The organism is Pedobacter sp. 10L46_2, assembly GCF_056395165.1.
Genome location: NZ_JBFTIZ010000033.1, coordinates 1 through 21,473, shown reverse-complemented (window position 1 = coordinate 21,473; position 21,473 = coordinate 1). Strand labels below are relative to the sequence as shown.

17 protein-coding genes are annotated in these 21,473 nt (G+C 37.9%); 10 read left to right on the top strand and 7 right to left on the bottom strand.

Annotated features, from left to right (window positions below; genetic code table 11):
* Positions 1–45: 45 nt before the first annotated feature.
* Positions 46–1,212, bottom strand: a complete 1,167-nt coding sequence (locus AC1DDX_RS05715; RefSeq protein ID WP_288883787.1) for a homogentisate 1,2-dioxygenase — start codon at positions 1,210–1,212, stop codon at positions 46–48.
* A 330-nt stretch (positions 1,213–1,542) separates the two neighbouring features.
* On the opposite strand from AC1DDX_RS05715, the gene AC1DDX_RS05710 reads away from it, so the two are divergent.
* Both AC1DDX_RS05710 and AC1DDX_RS05705 read left to right on the top strand, forming a co-directional pair.
* Positions 1,543–2,541, top strand: coding sequence for a fumarylacetoacetate hydrolase family protein (locus tag AC1DDX_RS05710; RefSeq protein ID WP_477621854.1), 999 nt, complete (start codon positions 1,543–1,545; stop codon positions 2,539–2,541).
* Between the two features lie 115 nt (positions 2,542–2,656).
* Positions 2,657–3,544 carry a flavin reductase family protein gene (locus AC1DDX_RS05705; protein WP_337715669.1) on the top strand — a complete coding sequence of 296 codons (888 nt, stop codon included), beginning with the start codon at positions 2,657–2,659 and terminating at the stop codon, positions 3,542–3,544.
* Here the strand turns inward: AC1DDX_RS05705 and AC1DDX_RS05700 are convergent.
* From AC1DDX_RS05700 to AC1DDX_RS05675, 6 genes are all read right to left on the bottom strand, one after another.
* Positions 3,539–4,081 (bottom strand): C40 family peptidase, encoded by a 543-nt coding sequence (locus tag AC1DDX_RS05700; protein ID WP_172660752.1) that lies wholly within the window; start codon positions 4,079–4,081, stop codon positions 3,539–3,541. The two genes, AC1DDX_RS05705 and AC1DDX_RS05700, sit on opposite strands and share 6 nt — an antisense overlap.
* A gap of 62 nt (positions 4,082–4,143) precedes the next feature.
* The gene (locus AC1DDX_RS05695; RefSeq protein WP_172660751.1) at positions 4,144–4,845 is read right to left on the bottom strand and encodes an SDR family oxidoreductase; all 702 of its coding nucleotides are present in this window, start codon (positions 4,843–4,845) and stop codon (positions 4,144–4,146) included.
* On the bottom strand, positions 4,845–6,632 hold the full coding sequence (locus AC1DDX_RS05690) for an aromatic amino acid hydroxylase (protein ID WP_477621853.1): 1,788 nt from the start codon (positions 6,630–6,632) through the stop codon (positions 4,845–4,847). The genes AC1DDX_RS05695 and AC1DDX_RS05690 overlap by 1 nt, the downstream gene beginning before the upstream one ends.
* 85 nt (positions 6,633–6,717) lie before the next feature.
* The gene (locus AC1DDX_RS05685) at positions 6,718–7,200 is read right to left on the bottom strand and encodes a GtrA family protein (RefSeq protein WP_172660749.1); all 483 of its coding nucleotides are present in this window, start codon (positions 7,198–7,200) and stop codon (positions 6,718–6,720) included.
* 4 nt (positions 7,201–7,204) lie between these two features.
* A complete protein-coding gene (locus AC1DDX_RS05680) occupies positions 7,205–9,133 on the bottom strand; it encodes an LTA synthase family protein (protein ID WP_337715666.1) in 1,929 nt (642 codons plus the stop codon).
* A 98-nt stretch (positions 9,134–9,231) separates the two neighbouring features.
* Positions 9,232–9,921, bottom strand: coding sequence for a CAP domain-containing protein (locus AC1DDX_RS05675; RefSeq protein WP_172660747.1), 690 nt, complete (start codon positions 9,919–9,921; stop codon positions 9,232–9,234).
* A 348-nt stretch (positions 9,922–10,269) separates the two neighbouring features.
* Here AC1DDX_RS05675 and AC1DDX_RS05670 point away from each other — a divergent pair, with 348 nt between their 5' ends.
* The 8 genes from AC1DDX_RS05670 to AC1DDX_RS05635 all read left to right on the top strand — a co-directional run.
* Positions 10,270–10,812 carry an RNA polymerase sigma factor gene (locus AC1DDX_RS05670; protein WP_172660746.1) on the top strand — a complete coding sequence of 181 codons (543 nt, stop codon included), beginning with the start codon at positions 10,270–10,272 and terminating at the stop codon, positions 10,810–10,812.
* A gap of 54 nt (positions 10,813–10,866) precedes the next feature.
* A complete protein-coding gene (locus AC1DDX_RS05665; RefSeq protein ID WP_172660745.1) occupies positions 10,867–11,787 on the top strand; it encodes a FecR family protein in 921 nt (306 codons plus the stop codon).
* 131 nt (positions 11,788–11,918) lie between these two features.
* A complete protein-coding gene (locus AC1DDX_RS05660; protein WP_477621852.1) occupies positions 11,919–15,236 on the top strand; it encodes a TonB-dependent receptor in 3,318 nt (1,105 codons plus the stop codon).
* Positions 15,237–15,253: 17 nt separating this feature from the next.
* A complete protein-coding gene (locus AC1DDX_RS05655; RefSeq protein ID WP_477621851.1) occupies positions 15,254–16,072 on the top strand; it encodes a RagB/SusD family nutrient uptake outer membrane protein in 819 nt (272 codons plus the stop codon).
* Complete coding sequence (locus AC1DDX_RS05650; RefSeq protein ID WP_477621859.1) at positions 16,065–17,003, top strand: RagB/SusD family nutrient uptake outer membrane protein; 939 nt, start codon at positions 16,065–16,067, stop codon at positions 17,001–17,003. The genes AC1DDX_RS05655 and AC1DDX_RS05650 overlap by 8 nt, the downstream gene beginning before the upstream one ends.
* A 76-nt stretch (positions 17,004–17,079) precedes the next feature.
* Positions 17,080–19,452, top strand: coding sequence for an outer membrane protein assembly factor BamB family protein (locus AC1DDX_RS05645; protein WP_477621850.1), 2,373 nt, complete (start codon positions 17,080–17,082; stop codon positions 19,450–19,452).
* A 205-nt stretch (positions 19,453–19,657) separates the two neighbouring features.
* Entirely contained in the window at positions 19,658–20,776 is a 1,119-nt protein-coding gene (locus AC1DDX_RS05640) for a porin (protein WP_288880562.1), read from the top strand.
* A gap of 29 nt (positions 20,777–20,805) precedes the next feature.
* A partial coding sequence (locus AC1DDX_RS05635; RefSeq protein WP_477621849.1) for an anion permease occupies positions 20,806–21,473 on the top strand: 668 nt, incomplete at its 3' end.

Here is a 21,473-nt window from a genome sequence, read left to right as displayed (position 1 = left end):
ATCTTCCCTTCAAGATTTTGAGGAAGCGGGCAACAGCTGAATTTTTTACTCGATATTTTCCTGCCAGCTTTTATGATAACTTTCATCTTCAATATTAACTGCATCTTCAGTAAGCATTAATGGTCTGAAAGGATCTATCATAACTGCAAGCTCATCTGTACTTTCCTTGCCTATAGACTTTTCTACTGCACCCGGATGTGGGCCATGCGGAATACCTCCCGGGTGTAAAGTAATCTGGCCTTTAACTACGCGCTTTCTACTCATAAAATCTCCGTCAACATAATAAAGTACTTCATCACTGTCTACATTACTATGATTATAAGGAGCAGGTATAGAAAGGGGATGGTAATCGTATTTGCGGGGCACAAAAGAACAGATCACAAAATTGTGTCCTTCAAATGTTTGATGAACAGGCGGTGGCTGATGCAAACGACCAGTAATTGGTTCGAAGTTATGAATAGAGAATGCCCACGGGTAATGAAAGCCATCCCATCCTATAAAATCAAAAGGGTGGGTTCCATAGATATAAGGATACATTAGTCCTTGTTTTTTAATCAGCACCTTAAAATCACCAAATTCATCAATGGTTTCCAGATCTGTTGGTCGCTTAATATCCCGCTCGCAATAAGGGGAGTGTTCCATTAATTGTCCATATTCATTACGATAGCGCTTAGGTGATCGGATAGGGCTAAAGCTTTCTACAATAAACAAACGATTCTTTTCGTCATCAAATTCCATCTGATAAATGGTTCCCCGTGGCACTACCAGGTAGTCGCCATATTCAAAGCGGATCTTTCCAAAGCCTGTTTTTAAGGTGCCGGTACCTTCATGTATAAAAATTACCTCATCTGCCTGGCTATTCTTATAGAAATAATCGGTCATTGATTTTCTTGGAGCGGCCAGAGAAATGTGTAAATCACTGTTTACCAATACTGGTTTACGACTTTGTAAATAATCATCTTCAGGTTTGATATTAAAACCGATTAAACTGGTATGGCGTAAATGTTTTTCACGGGCAATCTTAGGCTCTACAGAATATGGTTCTCCTAATGACTTTACAATAGTAGGTGGATGGCAGTGATAAACGAGTGAATATAGGCTTGAAAACCCTTCAGTAGAGACTAATTCTTCTGCATATAATTTACCATCTGGTTTACGAAAAACAGTATGGCGTTTAGCAGGTATAGTTCCTAAGGTATGATATATAGGCATAGCAGTAGGTATTTGGTTAAAATGTAATTTAATAACGATTAAAACGTGCAAAACGTTTTAAATAAAGCAGGATGGTTTGGAGCTTAAAGGGAATATTGCGCGAAAATGATTTTGGAAAGCATGGCATATCTAAATGAAGCCAATGCTTGCCTGGCTATCTGACTCTGATATATAAAATTGCTTTGTATCATTTTTCTTTTGCGGTGGCTAAATTAAGTATTTAATCTGCTAATCAACAAATTGTAGGCGATAATTCTCTGCGAAAATTATTTAGTCTGTTTGCCTTATTTTTTATATAGATTTGAATAACTACAAAAAACTATTGATCATATGAAACTGGTATCCTATAAAACAGAAGACAGAGAACACCTTGGTGTTTTTGTAAACGGACACATTTACAATTTAAATTCATGCGATAAACAATTGCCTGATGAGATGAATGCCTTTTTGCAAGGTGGTGAAGTTTTGATGGGCCGTGCAAAAAAAGTTGATAGTCAGATCAAATCAGGAGAGCTGTCACCAAAGCAGGAAGCTTTTTTTGAATTGCTTGCTCCGGTACCTCATCCAGCCTCGTGCAGAGATGGTTATGCATTTCGTCAGCATGTAGCTGCTGCCCGAAGAAATCGTAAAGTTGATATGATTGCGGAGTTTGACCAATATCCAATCTTTTATTTTACCAATCATAATGCCATCCAGGGTCCCGGCGAAATTGAATGTATGCCCGATCATTTCCAAAAACTTGATTTTGAATTGGAAGTAGCCGCAGTAATAGGCAAAAAAGGAAKAAATATTACAGCTGCAGAGGCAGATGATTATATAGCTGGTTTTACCATTATGAATGATATGAGTGCCAGAACATTACAAATGGAAGAAATGCTGTTAAATCTTGGGCCTGCCAAAGGCAAAGATTTTTCTACCGTAATAGGACCATGGCTGGTAACTCCAGATGAGTTGTTAGAATACAAAACCTCAGCTAAATCAGGACACACTGGTAATACTTATAATCTTGAAATGACATGTACCGTGAACGGTAAACAAGTGTCTGCAGGAAACATGGCAGATATGGACTGGACTTTTGCTGAAATTATTGAACGTTGCGCGTATGGTGTAGATATTTTACCAGGCGATGTAATCGGATCCGGTACTGTTGGAACAGGATGTTTTCTTGAATTGAATGGTACAGGATTATTAAATGACCCAAATTTTAAGCCTCAATGGCTGCAGGACGGTGATGTTGTAGAAATGGAAATCACAGGTCTTGGTCATTTAAGTAATACCATTAAGAAGGTCGATACCGATTTTTCTATTTTGACCTTGAAGAAGAAGTAATTATTTCCTTTCGACTATTATGGCTACGTCATCTCGTATGTCTACGTCATCTCGACGATAGGAGAGATGACGGGCTCTTGTCGTGATGACATAACATATATCAATCAATAACTTTATGCTAACCCTCAATACTTCCGATTTAAGCCCTATGCAATTGCAGAACTATATGCAATATGCAATTGCACCAAGACCAATTTGTTTTGCCACAACTATCGATCAGGCTGGAAATATTAATTTGAGCCCCTTTAGTTTTTTTAATATGTTTAGTACCAACCCGCCATTGTGTATATTTTCTCCGGCAAGAAGGGTACGGGACAATACAACCAAACATACACTCGAAAACATATTAGAGGTTAAGGAGTGTGTTATTAATATTGTAAATTATCCTATGGTACAGCAAACCAGTTTAGCGAGTACTGAATACCCAAAAGGAATAAATGAATTTGAAAAGGCCGGGTTTACCATGCTCCCTTCACAATTGGTTAAGCCACCAAGGGTTGCAGAGGCTCCTGTGCAGATGGAATGTGTGGTCAGGGAAGTAATTCACCTGGGAGAAAATCCAGGGGCAGGGAACCTTATATTGGCCGAGGTAAAGCTAATTCACATTAAAGAAGAGATATTAGACGAAGAGGGGAAAATTGATCAGGCGAAAATTGATCTTGTAGCACGCTTAGGGGGCGATTGGTATTGCAGGGTGACACCAGAAAATTTGTTTAAAGTAGCTAAGCCATTAACAACACTTGGAATAGGTGTGGACGCATTACCTAAAGCAGTTCGTAATTCAACTGTATTAACGGGTAACGACCTAGGGAAACTTGGTAATATGGAACATTTACCAACTGACGATGAAATTGACGCATTCAGAAATGTACCAGATGTTAAGGAGATTTTAGACGCAACTATTGGTGATGCTAATAATCGTGAACGTGAGCTCCATGAACTTGCTAAAGAGTGGCTGGCGCAGGGCAAGGTGAACGACGCGCTAAAGATAGTATTGCTATAGGATACTGATTACTTTTATAAAACGTTTTTTGTAAAAACCATCATCCAGACTGGTAATTGTTACTCCTCTTTTCTTTCCCGAAGAAGAATGAATGAATTTGATTTCATCTCCATCTATAGAATAGATAATCCCAACATGGCCGGGGGTTCTTGATCTGCTATTCGTTCCGGTGAACAGGATTACATCTCCAATTTTTGCGTCCTCTAGCTTTTTGGCTTCACCACTTGTTGCAAATTCTCTGGATGAACGAGGCACTTTAAAACCAAAATTGCTGAAAACGTAATTGACAAAGCCGGAGCAGTCAAAACCTTTGCTAGGACTACTGGAAGCCGAGCGGTACCGGATACCAAGCATAGATCTTGCAAATTCCAATAAGCGATTTGGCGAAGCATTGATTGCTGATTTCTTATCCTGATCTGGTACTTCCTGGCTAAGCTTATGCACCAGTTCCTGAAATTGAACGGGTATAGAAGTTTGCGACTTAGCTGCCGTAAAACTTAAAAGTATTACACTGAATAGAATAATGGTTTTCTTCATATCAATCGGGTTAAAGATATTAAAATTATCTTTGAACCCTAAAAATGTTGATAAGTTGTTGATTATGGCGTTGTTACCGCAACAGGAATTACTTTTCCGTTAAAAAATTTATGTCCTGTTCTGGCAAAATCAGCGACATATTTACCCATTTCGAAAGCTAAAACCGGCGATTGGTAACCCGGGAATGCTTGCTCAAGCATCTCTGTTTGCGCAGAACCAAGAGCCAGGCAGTTTACCTTAATACCAGTTTCTGCCAGTTCAAATGCCAGGCATTCAGTTAAAGTATGTAAAGCAGATTTGCTCGAAGAATAGGCCGAAAGCCCCGGAAATTTAACACTTCCCTGGAACCCACCCATACTGCCAATGTTTACGATATGACTACTCTCACCCATCAAAGGAATTAGGTTTTGGATCATACTAAAATGCCCCACAACATTGCTTTCAAACATCTCATAAAGATCAGCATGAGTAGTTTCCAGAAATGGTTTATTAATTAATGCGCCAGCATTATTTATTAGAATATCAACCTTGCCAAGTCTTTCTTTTAAAAAGGGGATTAGGGCCGCATAGTCGTCATTTACAATATCAAACTCTACGGGCAGCAGTGTACAATCAGGATTAATGCCTTTTGCTATTTCCAAAAGTTTACGTAACTTATCAGAAGACCGGGCAATGCATACTACCTTGTTCTCACTACTTAATGTAAATTCTAAAGCGGCTTCAAAACCAATTCCGCTGCTTGCACCGGTTAATACTATATTCATTAATTATCTTCTTCAGTGATTAATTGACTAACGGGATTTTCGATTACATGTAATCCATCATTAATCAGTTTTTTATGTTCAGCTTCGTTCTCAGACTTAAGCTCTAAATAATTGCGGACCTCTTTTTCCAATTCGGGGAAAAGTTTTTTATGGTGTAAAATTTCAAGCATTTCAAGTGCTGAAAGCCAATCCTGGCGATGTTCTGTCTTTATTTTTTCAAACAAAACAGGTAATTGCTCAAAGCCTGCCTCGTTCTCTCTTATCAAACGCATGCTTTTATAGATGTCATGAAGCTTTTGTGTATTCTCGTCGTAACTTACTTTATGAGTGTGCTTATCGCTCACATGTGTAATTTCCTCATAAGAACCTTTATCTGCCGCACCATTAAATACAGAAACAATGGTCGCACCAACAGCCATGTCGTATACGCCCCAGTCTGGTTGGAAAAGTATATTTCCGTTACTTTCCTTAACTGTACAATCTTCAAACCTGATAAGGAAAGTTTTTTTATTTTTCTGATGGATGATCTTAACAATACCTTTTACAGAAATACCACTTTCAAACTCCAGGATGGCCAGATTAAAAGGCTTGATACCGCATTTCAATAATTGAAATGTGTCCATATCTTCCAGCGGCGTATCCATTCCCTTCAGTTTACCTACCGGCGATGAGAAACCATCTTTGTGATGAAATTTGCCATGATCTTCAAGTTGTTGACCTTCAAAAGCAAGGGCCGATGGTCCGGTGGTTTTTATAAACGTAAGCTCATCATTCTGATCGATACCCATATCTGTAAATACTCCAGTTACCTGTAAACCAGAACTGTAAACAGCAGTTGCCGGGTTTTTACATTCAATAGCTTTAACAATACTTTCTGAACCTCCGCGCCTGAATGCCATTGTATCTGCAAAATCTTCCAAAACATCAATCAGATTTTGGAAAGTTTCGGTTACAAATAATTGAGGCTGTGGCTTAGTAATGTCGTATGGGTAATTTATGGTGTCTTTATTATACCATAATTTTTTTACATCGGGCTTCATGCACGAGGAGCTTTCTCCAATTGATGATAGCAGGCCAGCYCCGTAAATCTTAGGGTTTTCTAAGGTGCCTATCAGGCCATACTCTACAGTCCACCAATGTAATCTGCTCAATAAAGCCATTTCTGAAGGCTCGCCCATATCCTCAGAGATTTGTTGTAAGCGCTGTTCAGCCCTTGCAATTTCCTGTTCCTGAACATCGGCAGCCTCTTTTAATATAGAGAGGTGTCGTATAGCTTCGTACAAGTCAAAATCTTTTGAAGAGAACATCGCCTTGGCACCAATAGAGCCGAAATAACTTAGGTAATTATTATAATCAGTATCCGCAATAATTGGTGCATGACCTGCCGACTCATGAATAATATCGGGAGCAGGAGTATATTCTATATGATTAATCTGACGGATATYGGCTGCAATAACAAGTACACGGTATGCCTGATATTCCATGAATGCCGAAGGTGGAATAAATCCATCCACAGTAACTGCACCCCAGCCTATTTTGCCAAGATTGTCGTTCATGTTTTGCAAATCAGGAATATGTTCAATACTAAGACCTGCCCGTTGTAAGCCCTTTATATATGGATAATAAGCAACATGTTTTAAATAGCTATAATTTTGACGCATCACATACCTCCATACTGCCTGATCGACTGGCGTATATCTTTCGTAATGTTGCTCTACAATAAATTGCTTTAGATGCGTTGGCAACTTAGCTACTTGTGGATTATTAAAGTCATTAAAATCGCTCATTTCTAAAATTGAATATGAAGCGTCTAAGTTAAGGCTATAACAGGCTTTAAACAAGTAAAATTAATTGGATTATAGACACAGCGAACTACTTTTTTACTTTAAACGAAAAGTGCTTTTGAGAAAAATAACTGAAAACAGTTAGAATAGTGGTAATAATAATCTTGGAAATAGTTGGGTAAAATCCGAAAGATAAAAACACCTTAAGCAGGGCATAGTTGAGCAGAATATTTGTAGCTACTACAGATCCATATCTAAACAACTGGATCCGTCCTTTTAAGTCTGATTTTGTAAAAATCAAATACTTATTTAATATAAAACCAATAAAGAAAGTAATTACAGATTCTATGGCCAAAGCTGCTGTTGGTGCAGTAATTAGGTTCGGAAAGAAAGGTATAGAGAGATGAACATCTTTTTGATGCAATACCCAGTTATAGCAAATATAATATACTACAATTCCAGTGGCTGCAGTGGTGCCGCCAGACACCATGTATCTGAATGTATGAATGGGTAGCCAGCGAGAGAATGGAGGATAAAAGAAATCTATTATTTTTAATAAGGCTTTCCTCATGCAATTAGTTTGCTGTTAGTTTATTTTCAATCATCCTGTTATTGTATTGCTGGATAAATGCTTTCAGGTATTTCTCCATTTTCTCTGCAATTAACGGTTCTTTTTCCAGAATGTTGTTTTTTGTTAAACGATCTGTTTTTAAATTATACAAAGCGTTATTTTCTTTCCCATCATTAATTAACAGATAATCGCCCTGGTAAAAGCTAAAAGTACCATCGTTATTATTCACAGCAAAGTTATCATTACCTTCTTTAAATGCATCAAAACCTAATGCAAAATAAGGCTTATCGTAATGTAAATAGTTTAATACGGTTGGCATGATGTCTATCTGTTGCACAACTTTATCAGCTTTTCCTTTTAAGTTTCCGCCCGGATAATACAACACAATTGGGATTGAGAAATATCCTGGTGTTGTTTGATATTCAGGGTAGTAAGAAACAGTTGCATGGTCTGCACAAAGGACAAACAAGGTGTTTTTATACCAAGGCATAGTTGACGCTGTTTTAAAAAAGTTGCGCAAAGCCATATCTGTATAGCCAAAAATTTCCTGTACCGGAAGAGGGCCTTTAGGAAACTTGCCTTTGTATTCATCCGGTAACCTAAACGGATGATGAGATGATAAAGAAAAGAAACTTGAAAAGAACGGCCGTTTAAAGGTATTCATGGTTTGCGCCATGTACTGCATAAAAGGATCATCCCAAATTCCCCAAGTACCATCGGTATCACCAGTGTTTTTATACTCGTTTTGTCCGAAGTAATGTTTTATACCTGCAAGGTGGGTGTACGATGAAAAACCCATTGAACCATTTGGGGCACCATGAAAAAATGCCGTCTCATATCCTTTATCACTTAATAGCTTAGCAATGCTGGTAGTTTTATTGCCAGAATAGATGGAAAGAATAAAGGGCTCTCTGATACTTGGAACACCCGTAATAACAGAAGGCAAAGCATCAATAGATTTGCGGCCGTTGGCATAGGTATGAGTGAAGGTGTAACTCTGGGAAATCAAAGAATCAAGAAAAGGAGTATAGCCTTTGTATTTTCCTCCGTCCAGATCAGTATTTAGGCTTCCCACGTGCTCTTTCCCTAAACTTTCAATAATTAGAAAAACTACATTGAGCGGCTTAAACTTACCGGTATCAGTAGGGATGTGGATCGGATTGTAAATAGAATTTAATGTCTGTTCATCATAAAAATGAACAGGTTTTAACTTAGAAGCTTTAAGTGTTCTGAATATGCAAAATGGTGTATTTAAAACCAGGTTCATCTGATCAGGTGTATCCACAAATTCACCGGCATTACTAAGTGTAATTGGCCTAGTTCCAAAACCCCAGCCGCCTCTAATTCCAGTAAGGCAGGCTAGCGCTATACCTAGCATAAGCGCGGTATGTAATAAATAAACAGGCCAGGTGAAACGAGGTGCTTTGTTAATTTTAACAAGCTCGTAAAGCTTAATAAATAACCACACAAACACCGCAAAAAGGATCAGAAGGTACCAATAGTCGACAAGAAAGTCACCTAATAGTTTAAGCTTGTTTTGCTCGTTTTTAAACTGACTGTAAACTGTTGCTGTGGTACGCTTTAAGGTATACTTATAATAGGCAAAATCGGCAAAGTTTGCCATTATACCTATGCTGTTGGTGATAATGAAAAGCCATTTGCAGAACTTTTGATATCCTTCCTTGTACCTGAAAGTGAAGGGAATAACATGTAATAATATAAATATAAGGTTAATGTACAGCAGGGCGGAAACATCAAATTTCACACCTCCATATAGGATAACAAGATACTTAGAGAAAGTAATGCCTTGAAATAAGCTATGGTTGAAGGCATAAAAGCCCAATCTGCAAAGCGTATATAAAACCAATACAATAAAAAACCGGTATGCCAGTGCCAGGTAAAGATTTACCTCTTTTGTGTTCTTAATTTTCAACTGCCTTTAATTAGAGGCAGTAAAACTAAGTATTTTGAAAACGATTTGTTAACAATAAATTTACGATATGTTCTTTTTGAAATATTGATGACGAGGAACTACCTGGGTAATGCCACAAAATCAATTACTGCACAATAGCCGTATTTTTTGTGAGGTTGAATACTTACCCCAATATAGTTTAACCCATAGGAATCATTTAAGATCATTTTTCTATGTCCAAGATCTGGAACACCTTTATCAAGCAATAACATACAAATATTGTCCAGACCCGAAGAAAAACCAAATGCAAGGTTTTCACCATTGGATCTTTTAGGGTAAATCTCTGATATTCTATCTTTAACCGACCTTCCGTCACTGGAATTGTGCCCGCTAAAATTGTTGCGGTTCATATCCCTTGCATGTTGTTTTGCTACTATGCTTAAAGCCTCGTCTGGCCAAAGCATTGGAAGATCCTTTACCGCTCTAATCTGCTGTGCCAGACTCCGGTAGTACTTATTACTTGTGGTTATTTTAAGCTCATCATAGTTGCTATACTTCATGGCTTTTTTGTTGTGTGCCTCCACAAAATCCTGAAAATAAGTATTAAAGAATTTTTCGCCATCCATACGCGCCAGATTCATATAGATAACCAGATCCTTTTCTTCCCCGGTAAGGTAACTGGAGTTGCCCGCGGTGTTGGCCATTTTTAGCTCCTCTTTAGACCATGTGTAGTCGTCGGATGTGTTTTTGACTTGCGTACTTGTAAAAATAGAAAATAGAAAAAGGATAGATATCGAAAACAGTTTCATGTTTTGACCAATAGCAAAAGCCAGGCCATACTTGGGGTTACAATACGTAATGCTATTATGTTTATCCCACCATTTGATGTGGGTTTATGAGTTCAGTAAATATATTTAGGACTATTTAAATAATAAAACAACTTCTGTTTATGCCGTAAGTGCAATGTGTTAAAGTTACAGCACATCCGTTTTAGCTTAAGAATCAGGGCAAATCCAGAGCGATGTGAAATTTTAAATAGTTTCCATAAGTTAATAAAAAGTTAATGTATCGTTAGTCTTTAAGCTTTTTTAGAGTTTTACTTTTGTTGAAATTTTTAATACATTGTGATGACCAAACGATTTTAAAACCAACATCTTTTGAAGGGCCTGACTGATTTAGCTTTATTGGATTTACTAAAAGATGATAGCGATGATGCATTTAATGAAATTTATGCACGCTATTGGGACTTGGTGTACGCTGTTGCCTGTAAAAAACTAAATGACCGTGAAGAGGCAAAGGATGTTGTACATGATCTGTTTATGCTCATCTGGGTTAAACGTCATTCGATCAATATCACCACTACATTTGTCGGATACATTTACGTGATCCTCAAAAATAAGCTTACCGATCTTAATCGCAGGCAAACACTTCGTATTAAGCACGATGATGAAGCAATAAAGACCCATCCTTTCGCAGATAATGATGTGTTTGACCAACTTGTATCTAAGGACATGGCACAGCAATTGCAATTAGAAATTCAAGATATGCCTTCCGGAATGCGAAAGGTATTTTTAATGAGTAGGGAAGAACAGCTTTCGGTTAATGAAATAGCCGGCAAATTATCCATTTCTTCTCAAACCGTAAAAAATCAAATTACGAGTGCTCTTAAAAGACTTAGGTCTAAATATCAGGCTAATTAAAATATTTTATTTCTACATAGTACCTCTTTAATTCTTGTTCGTTATGTATTTAGAATGGACGCTAAGAATAAAAAAGAAATCTATAAAGAATTTGGCATTTCCGATCCTTCAGAATTTTTTGAGGATCAGGATGACAAAGAGCAGTTACGCAAGGAGATGCTTGCGCGCATTACTGCAAGCAGGTATGCTCATGACAAACAATCCGCAAACAAGCAAAAACGTATAAGTAAGAAATTGATGCTGGCAATGGCTGCGGCCATTAGTTTTGTTCTGCTCTCGGCTGGTATCGTGTTTTATTACAATTCTTATTTTAAAGCCAACGACTTTGTAATAGTTAAAGTGCCTATGGGCAAAACCCAATTGGTTACACTACCCGATGGTTCCACTGTTTGGCTTAACGCCGCTAGTACCTTAAAATATCCCAAAAAGTTTGGAGCGAAAAGGATAGTTTATCTGGAAGACGGGGAGGGGTTCTTTAATGTGGTTCACAATGAAAAAGTACCTTTTATTGTTGAGTCCTCATCGTTAAAAACATTTGTTCTGGGAACATCATTTGTTGTTAAATCTTATAAAAGCCTCTCTACAGCCTCAGTATCTGTTGTAACCGGAAAGGTAGCGGTTAGTAATCATGACAAACAGATCAGTGTACTTACCCCCAATCAAGAGGTGGTGTATAATAAAGTTACCCACAAGCCGAAAACACTTACAACTAAGGCTGTTGAAAAAACAGAATGGAATAATGGCAAAGTTAATTTAAACGGAGTGTATTTTGAAGAGGCTGTTCTCGCTGTTGAAAATGCATACGGAGTTAAAATAGATTATGACAAGGAATTATTTAAGAATTGCCAGAATACCTTCAACATTAACGCGAAACAAAGTCTTAAAGAAACTTTAGATCTAATCGCCCTGATTCAGGGAATTACTTATCAAATTAAAGAAAAGGAGGTACTGATAACAGGAAACGGGTGTAATTAGACCAGAAAAAATAATGATCAGTACCTGTTGGAGCAGATACTGATCTAAATGTACAGCATGCGGGTAATTCGTCGAAAAATCTTCCGTATGGCTGTTTTGTGTTTCATTTAAACTATAAAACGATTAAAAATATGAAAAAAAACATTACTACACTAATTCTTAAGATAATGAAGGTAGGATTAATAGTGTTTGCTACTTTACTTACTTCTGCCGGAACCCTTTTAGCAGAAACTGTTTTTAGCCAGAATCTTAAAGATGTTAGGGTAACTCTCAACCTTAATGGCGAATCATTAGAAAGAGCAATTGAAAAGATCAGTAAAACAAGTAAGCTTGACTTTTCTTATAACAACAATGAATTACGAAAGGTAAAAGGAATTGTGATAAACGTATCTAACGAGCCGATAACCGAAGTGCTTGTACGTTTATTAGATCAGACGCCATTTTCCTATAGGGAGATAGATCAAAATATTGTGATCTTCAGGAAGAGGAATGAATTGTCTGGAGAGAAGCAATTGATAAAGGGAAAAGTAACCGACGAAACTGGTATACCATTGCCAGGAGTAACGGTACAGATTAAAGGGACCACTTCTTCTGTAACTACTGATGTAAATGGAGTTTATGAACTTAATGTAGCGTCCTCTGCTGATATTTTAGTGTTTTCTTATATGGGTTTAACCACTCAGGAAGTTGTTGTAGGTACACAACAACAGATCAATGTCGTTTTAAAAGACGATCAGAAGATTCTGAATGAAGTTGTTGTGGTTGGATATGGCACACAGAAAAAAATAAATTTGAGCGGTGCAGTTGATGGAATAACCAGTAAAGAAATCGAAAACAGGCCTTTTTCAAGCGTAGGGGCTAGTTTACAGGGACTAATTCCAAACCTTAATATAACTATTTCAAGTGGACAGGTTAATAAAGCACCAGCTTTTAACCTCAGAGGTTATACATCACTAAATGGCGGATCACCTTATATTCTGGTTGATAATGTGCCATTTACTGCCGATGAATTAATGGCTTTAAATCCTAATGACATAGAGAGTGTGTCGACTTTAAAGGATGCAGCATCAGCTGCAATTTACGGTGCCAGAGGAGCTTTTGGCGTAATTTTGATTACAACAAAAACTGCTAAGAGTAACGATCTTAAGGTATCTGCAAATACTTATTACGCAATACGTACCTTGGGTAAGGTTCCTGATATTGTAACTGATCCCCTTAAGACCATGGAGTTTAAGCACGATGCTGCTTATCCGCTATACAACCTGTTTCCAGAAAATGTAAGAGAGTATGCCAGACAACGTTCAGAAAATCCTTCTCTTCCGTCTGTAATTATATCGCCAACAGATCCTAATGCATGGGCATATTATGGATCTACAAACTGGATGAATGAGGTGTATCATAACACTGCCCCAACTTATAGCGCTAATTTCAGCATATCTAAAAGAGACGAAAAACTAAGCTATTATACTTCAGGTGAATATTTCACAAATAAAGGAATGTTGCGCTACGGAAATGATAACTATGATCGGTATAATTTAAGAGCAAAAGCAGATTATAAGCTAAGGAATTGGTTAACTCTTGGTAATAATACCTCTTTTATGTCTAGCACTTATGATGAATCTGTTTATGGCGGGGAAGGCTTCTTTCATAATGTTAACAGGCAGAGTTCTCTTGATGTTCCAAAGAACCCTGATGGAAGCTGGACCTCGACCGGTGCCGCTCTATTGGGAAGATTACAAAGTGGCGGACGTAGTGTAACCAGAAGCAATAATTTTCAAACAACATTTAATGCCAAAGCTGAACTGGTAAAGGATGTATGGGATTTAAAGGCTGATGCTACCTTTAGAAGAATAGATACTGCAGGCAGATCGTTTGATGTACCCGTACCATATAAAACAGGACCTAATTCGGCCATAAGTTATAGTGGTTCGAACCCAACCTGGGCTCAAAATGATACTAGGCTTGTGAGACATAATATTTATAACATTTATACAGATTTTCATAAAACCTTTGGTTTAAAACACTATTTGCAAGTATTGGCAGGCTTTAATCAGGAATATAGATATCGTACCACTAATTCTGTTACACGCAAGGGATTGATCAGCAATACACTACCGTCTATTTCTTTAGCAACCGGTGATATGACCGGTAGTGAACGAATTGAAGATTGGGCAGTAAGGGGATGGTTTTATCGCTTGAATTATATTTTTGATAATAAATACATTCTGGAATTAAATGGCCGTTATGATGGCACTTCACGTTTCCCAAGCGACGATCGTTGGGGATTTTTCCCTTCAGCTTCAGCTGCATGGGTAGTAACGGGTGAAAATTTCTTTAAGCCTGTAGCAGAAAGCATCGGACTTGATTTATTAAAACTACGTGCGTCTTATGGTTCATTGGGTAATCAGGATGTGGATTCATATTTATACATTCCTTCTATGGCATCTGGGCAGATTGATCAGATTCTTGATGGCAAAAGACCCATTCAAGTTCTCCCTCCAGGAGCAGTTGCCCCAAGTTTAACCTGGGAAAAGGTATCAACAATTAACTTTGGTGGTGATGTAAGCTTTCTCAAAAATCGTTTTGATTTGAGTTTTGATGCTTATACCCGGTACAGATTTATGCTCGCTGAAAGCCAATTTTACTATAACATAGGATTTAATATGGGCGATAGTCGTTCGTATATTACCAGATTTGATAATCCAAATGGTTTGTTATCTGATCATTATGTTGGTAAAGAAATCGGAGAGATATGGGGCTTGGAAACAGAAGGCTTTTTCCAGAACAAAGAAGAACTTGCTAACCATGCTGACCAAACTGCTGTTGGGGCTGATGATACAGGGTATAAATTTGATGTGGGTGACTTAAAATTCAAGGACCTAAATGGTGATGGCAAAATAGATAAAGGTAAAAATACACTTGCCGATCATGGAGATCAGAAGATCATTGGTAATAATAGGGCAAGGTACCAATATGGAATAGACTTGAACGCAGGCTGGAAGGGGTTTGATGTAAGGGTATTCTTCCAAGGTGTTGGTAAAAGAGATTGGTATCCTGGTCCAAGCAACCATTATTTCTGGGGCGTTTATGCACAACCATGGGCCAATGTTCAGGTTCATAATCTTGACCACTGGACTCCCGAAACACCAGATGCTTACTTCCCGAGGGTTAAAGCCTATATTGCAGAAGATGCTACTGAACTTGGAAATCCACAGACTAAATATTTGCAGGATGCTTCTTATTTACGGTTAAAAAACCTAACACTTGGTTATACACTGCCAAAAACTTTAACGAATCGGATAAAACTGGATAAACTGCGCCTTTACTTCAGTGCAGAAAACATATTTGATGTATCTCATATTAAAGCAAATCTGGATCCTGAAGGGCTCGATGGTAAGGTCTATCCATTCCAAAAAACCTTTTCTTTTGGTTTAAACCTTAATTTTTAACTCAAGCAGAAAGTATTATGAAACTAAGAATAAATTATATCCTTATAATAGGATTTATAGCTATAGCAATAACAGCCTGCAAGAAGGATTTTTTGCAACGTAATCCTCAAACACAAATTACTGACGCCGTCTTTTTTCAGTCACCATCAGACCTCGAAACATATAGCAATGGCTTTTACAAGCAGTTGAGCCCTTCGTACGATGATATTAACTCTGATAATATTGCTAACTATAATGCAAATGGTGAGGTTGATAATCTGGTAAGAGGCGGCATATCATCTTCAAACGTTGGTGGCTGGGATAAAAAGGACTGGGCAGATTTGCGTCAAATTAACTATATGCTTGATCATATTAATCAGGTAAAAGGTGATCAAACACTAATTAATCATTATGTAGGTATTGCCCGTTTTTTCCGTGGCCTTTATTATTTTAAAAAGATCAAAACCTATAGCAATGTACCATGGTTTTCAAAGGTTGTAAATTCCGAAGATCCTAATCTTTATAAAGGTCAGGATCCACGAGCAATGGTTGCCGATTCGGTTTTGAACGATCTTACTTATGCCGCAAATAATATTAAAGCAGATGGAAGCAATACACGCGTCACCAAATGGGCGGCACTTACTTTATTGGCACGCTTTGCGCTTCACGAGGGTACTTTTAGGAAATACCATGATGAGATAGCATTAACAAACGACTATCAGCGTTTTCTTGACGTTGCTATAACCGCTACGGCCCAAATTATAAAAGACGGTGGCTTTGTTATCTACAATACAGGAAAGGCTGGTGAAGACTATCGTGCCTTATTTTCAAGTGCAAATTTAGCCGCGAATAAATAGCCATACAGTATTAGACTATATCTGGTCTCTTAGTAAAAATCTGGCTGATACTTATCTTAAAACAGATGGTTCTCCATTTACCTCAACACCCGGCTACAATACCAAGTTATATACAGAAGTGTTTGCCGGTCGCGACCCTCGTATGGCAGAAACTATTATTAATCCGGCATTTAGAGGGCCGAATAATGCTACGGCGCCATATAGAATAAAGCCAACCCTTGGAGGTTATAATCAAATTAAATTTTATCCCCGTTCTGCTGATTTAATGCAAGGCTGGGTAATGAACTACACAGACTTGCCAATATTTAGATATGCTGAGGTTCTTTTGATAAATGCAGAGGCAAAGGCTGAATCCGGAACGATTACTCAAGCCGACCTGGATCAGACAATTAATAAGTTAAGGAATAGGGTGCAAATGCCTGCATTAAGCATGGGGGTAGCACTAGATCCGGTACTTTCAGCTACTTACCCTAATGCCATGGGAGCAAATACAGCGGTATTGCTTGAAATTCGCAGGGAAAGAAGGGTGGAGATGGCTTGCGAAGGTTTAAGGTATGATGATATAGTTCGTTGGAAAGTAGGTAAAGTTTTACAAAACAGTCAGCAAGGGATGTATGTTCCGGCAATGGGTGGATTGGATGTTACAGGAGATGGTATACCTGATATTGCAATTCTAACCTCTCCTAATGATGAATCTGCGATCGCAAATCTCCCAGAGGATGTGAAAAAGAACCTATCTAAATACTACTTAAAAGATAAAGACGGTAAGGACCAGAATTTTTACCTTACTAATGGCACTTCTGGTTTTGTAGCATTTACGCGCGATAGAGATCAGCCGAGAACATTTCTTGAACCAAAGTATTATTACAGGCCAATACCAATAAGTGAAACTGTAGTTAACCCGGCCTTAAAACAAGTGTTTGGCTGGTAATAATATTAAAATGACAGCACTCTCCGGCAGCAGGTTTAATCGCCTGCTGCTTTTTAAATTTACACACAAACAAACCATGAGAATACTAGCGATTTTATTTTTTTACTTATCTTTTGTTGGTATAGCAAATGCCCAATTTAAGGGAAAGGTTTTTCTAGATAAAAATAAGAACAAACTTGCTGATACATCTGAGCCGGGTATAGCCAATGTAGCCGTATCTGATGGGCAAAATGTATTAAGCACAGATAAAGAGGGTAGCTTTAACCTGCCTGGTCATTCAAAAACGAGGTTTATATTCATTACTATTCCTGCTGGTTATAAACTAACTGATAAACATTATATCAAAGTAGGTGAGACGACAGATAAGGTATATAATTTTGGTTTAGTTGAAGATCCTACAAGTGCCGGAACATCTGTTAAAATGCTTCAGATTACGGATACCGAGACTGATAAGTACAACGATTGGATTGTGAATGTAAAGAACTATGCAAAAAAACAGGGCATCAGCTTTATTGTTCATACCGGCGATATCTGTTACGAAAAGGGATTAAACTTCCATGCCAACCAGATTACATCTGAAACATTGGGTAAGCAAATTTTTTACTGTATTGGTAATCATGACCTCGTTAAAGGGGCTTATGGCGAGGAACTGTTTGAAAATTTGTTTGGCCCGGTATATTACTCTTTTGATGCCGGACCAGCACATTTTATTGTAACTCCAATGAGGTCTGGCGATTTTCAGCCATCGTATACAGTGGATGAGGTAATCAGCTGGATGAAAAATGACCTTGCTGCTGTAGATAAAAACAAACCCGTAATTATCTTTAATCATGATCTCCTTACTTACAACGATCAATTCATTTTAAAAGGTAAAAACGATTCTATCAATTTAAATGATAATAATTTAAAAGCATGGGTTTATGGCCATTGGCACAATAATTTTGTAAGGAAAAGCGAAAAGACAGGGATTCATTACATTTCATCTGCACCACCTGATAAAGGGGGAATAGATAACTCTGCAGGACAATTCCTGTCTATAGAAATTGATAAAAATGGTGTAAAAAAAGTAAAACCACATTATACTTATTTGCATAAGCACCTGGTGGTAACTACTCCATCCGGGTCGGATATGGTAAAGGTGAAAAACGGAGCACTAATCGTAAATGCGAATGTTTACGATAGTGAAACTACTGTAATGAATGTTAAGAGCATAATCTATGATGGTAAAGGAAATAAGCTGGCCGAAACAGCTTTGACCGCAAATACTGATTGGAATTGGGAAGGGAAAATACCCGTGACTAAGTTGGCAAAAGGGAAACCTTTAACAATACAAACCGAAGTTGTTTTTGCAGATGGCGAGCAGCACATACAGAAACAGTCTTTTAAAATTGATACAGAAACATCATTAAAATGGATAAGTAACATAAAAGGAAATATATGGAAAACTGCACCCCTGTTTGCCGAAGGGCGACTATTTGCGGCTACAATAGATGATGGTAACAATATCAATTGCGGAATTACAGCACTTGATCCGCAGAGTGGAAAAGTTTTATGGCATTATAAAACCCGTAACTCCATCAAACATGAAATAGCTTATGACCGCGGATTGGTACTATGTACAGATATGGAAGGCTTTACTTATGCGCTAGAAGCATCATCTGGTGAATTGGTTTGGAAGAAAGACCTGGGCATGAAGAGCTTGCCTGGCTACATCTCTGCAGGGGTAGCAGAGAACGGTATTTATTATACAGGGGCTGAAGGTTATTTCCAGGCACTTGAGGTTAAATCAGGTAAAACTATTTGGGTAAATAAAGAGTGGGGAGGAGGAGAAGGTACACCTGAAAAGATGACAATTGCGGGCGATGTCATAATTACCGGCAGTAATTGGCAAAGTCTATTCGGTCATGATAAAAGAACTGGTAAATTACTATGGAAAAGAAGTGACGAAGGTTTGCGTTTTAGAAGCAGTACCGGGAAGTATGTAAATGGTAAATTATACATCACTGGTCTGAACGCCATTTTTGTGTTAGATCCTCAAACCGGAAAGACACTTCAAAAAATTGATGCCAATTATGAATTTAAGGTAATGGCAGCACCTTTGGTTACAGATAAGCATATTATTATGCCAACCGCTAAACATGGAGTTGTTGCTTATGATGTTAATACTTTACAAGAAACGTGGAATACTACTACTGGCAATGCGCTTGTTTATTCTGCTCCGTATGCAGGTCCCGAGTCGGCTACTGTAGAATGTTCAGTTATTAAGTATAAAAATAAGCTTCTTCTTGGAGCCTCTGATGGATATATCTATGTCTTGGATGAAAATTCTGGAAATGTACTGAGGAAAATTAATCTGGGCGCTCCAATATTTGCTGATTTATCAGTTGTTGAAAACACCCTTTATGTAGCAGATTTTGCAGGGAATGTATTTGCCCTCACAAATTTCTAGAAATAACGATTGCTAAATTCCGGAACAGCCTTGTTGCAAATAGCGACAGGGCTGTTTTACTTTAGATGAGCGTGGACATTTTTCAAAATGAAACATTTTATAATAAAATGATATACATTATTAAAAATAATAACTCTGAACACTTTTTTTAACTTCAAATTTTTATTAATTTGCTTTAACAGAAACACTTACACAAATCATCCCTATGAAATGTCGTTCTCACCTCCTGGTCGTCTTTTTATTTTGCAGCCCCCTTTTAAGTAAAGCACAAGGAATAAGCGTTCCCGTTTCTGAAAAAGCCAAGATCAATTTTTCAGGAATGCTGCAAACTCAATTTAATTATTCGCTTGATGACGATATTGATATTGCTGGTATGCATCATGCCGGCGATGAGCATTTTTCCAGAAATTCTTTTTCTGTAAAACGGGCACGTTTACAATTGAATGCTACTATAAACGATCGAATTAACGCTGTTATACTGGTCAACTTTGGTGATTTTACAGGCAACCCTCAAAACAAAGTGCTCGAAAACGCATACATTAAGTACAGTATTAATGATTATGTGAATTTCCAATTCGGTCAGTTCAGGCCTCAATTTGGTCAGGAAGATAATTATCCTGTTGATTTTGTACGTTCCATTGATTATTCAAATCAATATTATCTTTTTGGTTCAAACAGTTGGCAGAGCTTTCAAATAGGTGCCACTTATTTTGGAGAGATTAAAAATACTGATGTTCCTGTAAAATATTATATAGGTATTTTTAATGGCAACAACCGAAATCAGGTAAGTGATAACGACGACGGTAAAATAATTCCTGCCCGAATTGTAGTTGGTTTAGGTAAAACTACGCAGTTGGGTGCCAGTGGTGGAGTTGGCAAAAACATGGGCCAAAAAATATGGGCTTATGGTGCCGATGTTGATTATAAAAAGCAGCTGAATGAGCGGTGGGGTATAGAACTTGTTTCAGAATATAAACAAGGGATAAACAGTGTTGCATTCTTTGGCCAGGAAAATCTGGTAATCCCGGTAAGTGAGTATGCAATGCGCGGCATCTATGTATTGCCAAATGTGGCTTACAGTATTAAAAATGCTAGACTCAAAAGTTTGGAATTTGCAGTGCGATATGAATACCTCGATTCAGATTTTAAGCAAGTGGGAAATTCCCGACAAAGTTATATTCCAATGATCAGTGCGGCCTTTGCTGAAGCATACGCCATTAGAGTTCAATTGGGATTGCTAATGGACAGATACGAAAGAAATATCCCCAATACAACGCAGTACAATACAAATAGGATTATTTGCCAGGTTCAGGCAAGATTTTAATTATCTAATTCACTCTAATCCGTTAAATTATGAAAGAGATCAACTACAAAATGATGCTGGCTACATTGGCTTTTGGGTTGTTAATCTGGTTTTTACCAGTACCAGAAGGTGTAAAGCCCGAAGCATGGCATTTGCTGGCTATTTTTTTAGCAACTATTTTAGGTATTATCTTAAAAGCAGCTTCCATGGGTACCATGTCTATGATTGCTATCGCAATAGTTGCTTTAACAGGGGTGTTGGCACCAGGAAACCCGGGTAAGTCGATCTCAATGGCCTTAAGTAGTTTTGGAGATAAGGTTATCTGGCTAATTGGCATTTCATTTTTCATCGCAAGGGGCTTTATAAAAACGGGTCTTGGAAGCAGAATTGCCTACCTTTTTATCAGAGTGTTTGGCCGAAGCTCTCTAGGTTTGGGTTATGGATTGGGCCTTGCAGATCTTGTACTGGCACCCGCTATTCCAAGTAATACTGCAAGAGGGGGTGGTATTATTTATCCGATCATGAAGTCTATGGCCCTTAATTTCGATTCAGTTCCAGAAAAACCGGAAACGCACCGTAAGCTAGGAGGCTATTTAACATTAAGTTGTTATAACATCAACCTCATCACGTCCTCAATGTTTCTAACAGGTACAGCGAGTAATCCCATGTGTCAGAAATTTGCTGCAGATCTTGGTATAAATATCACATGGATGTCTTG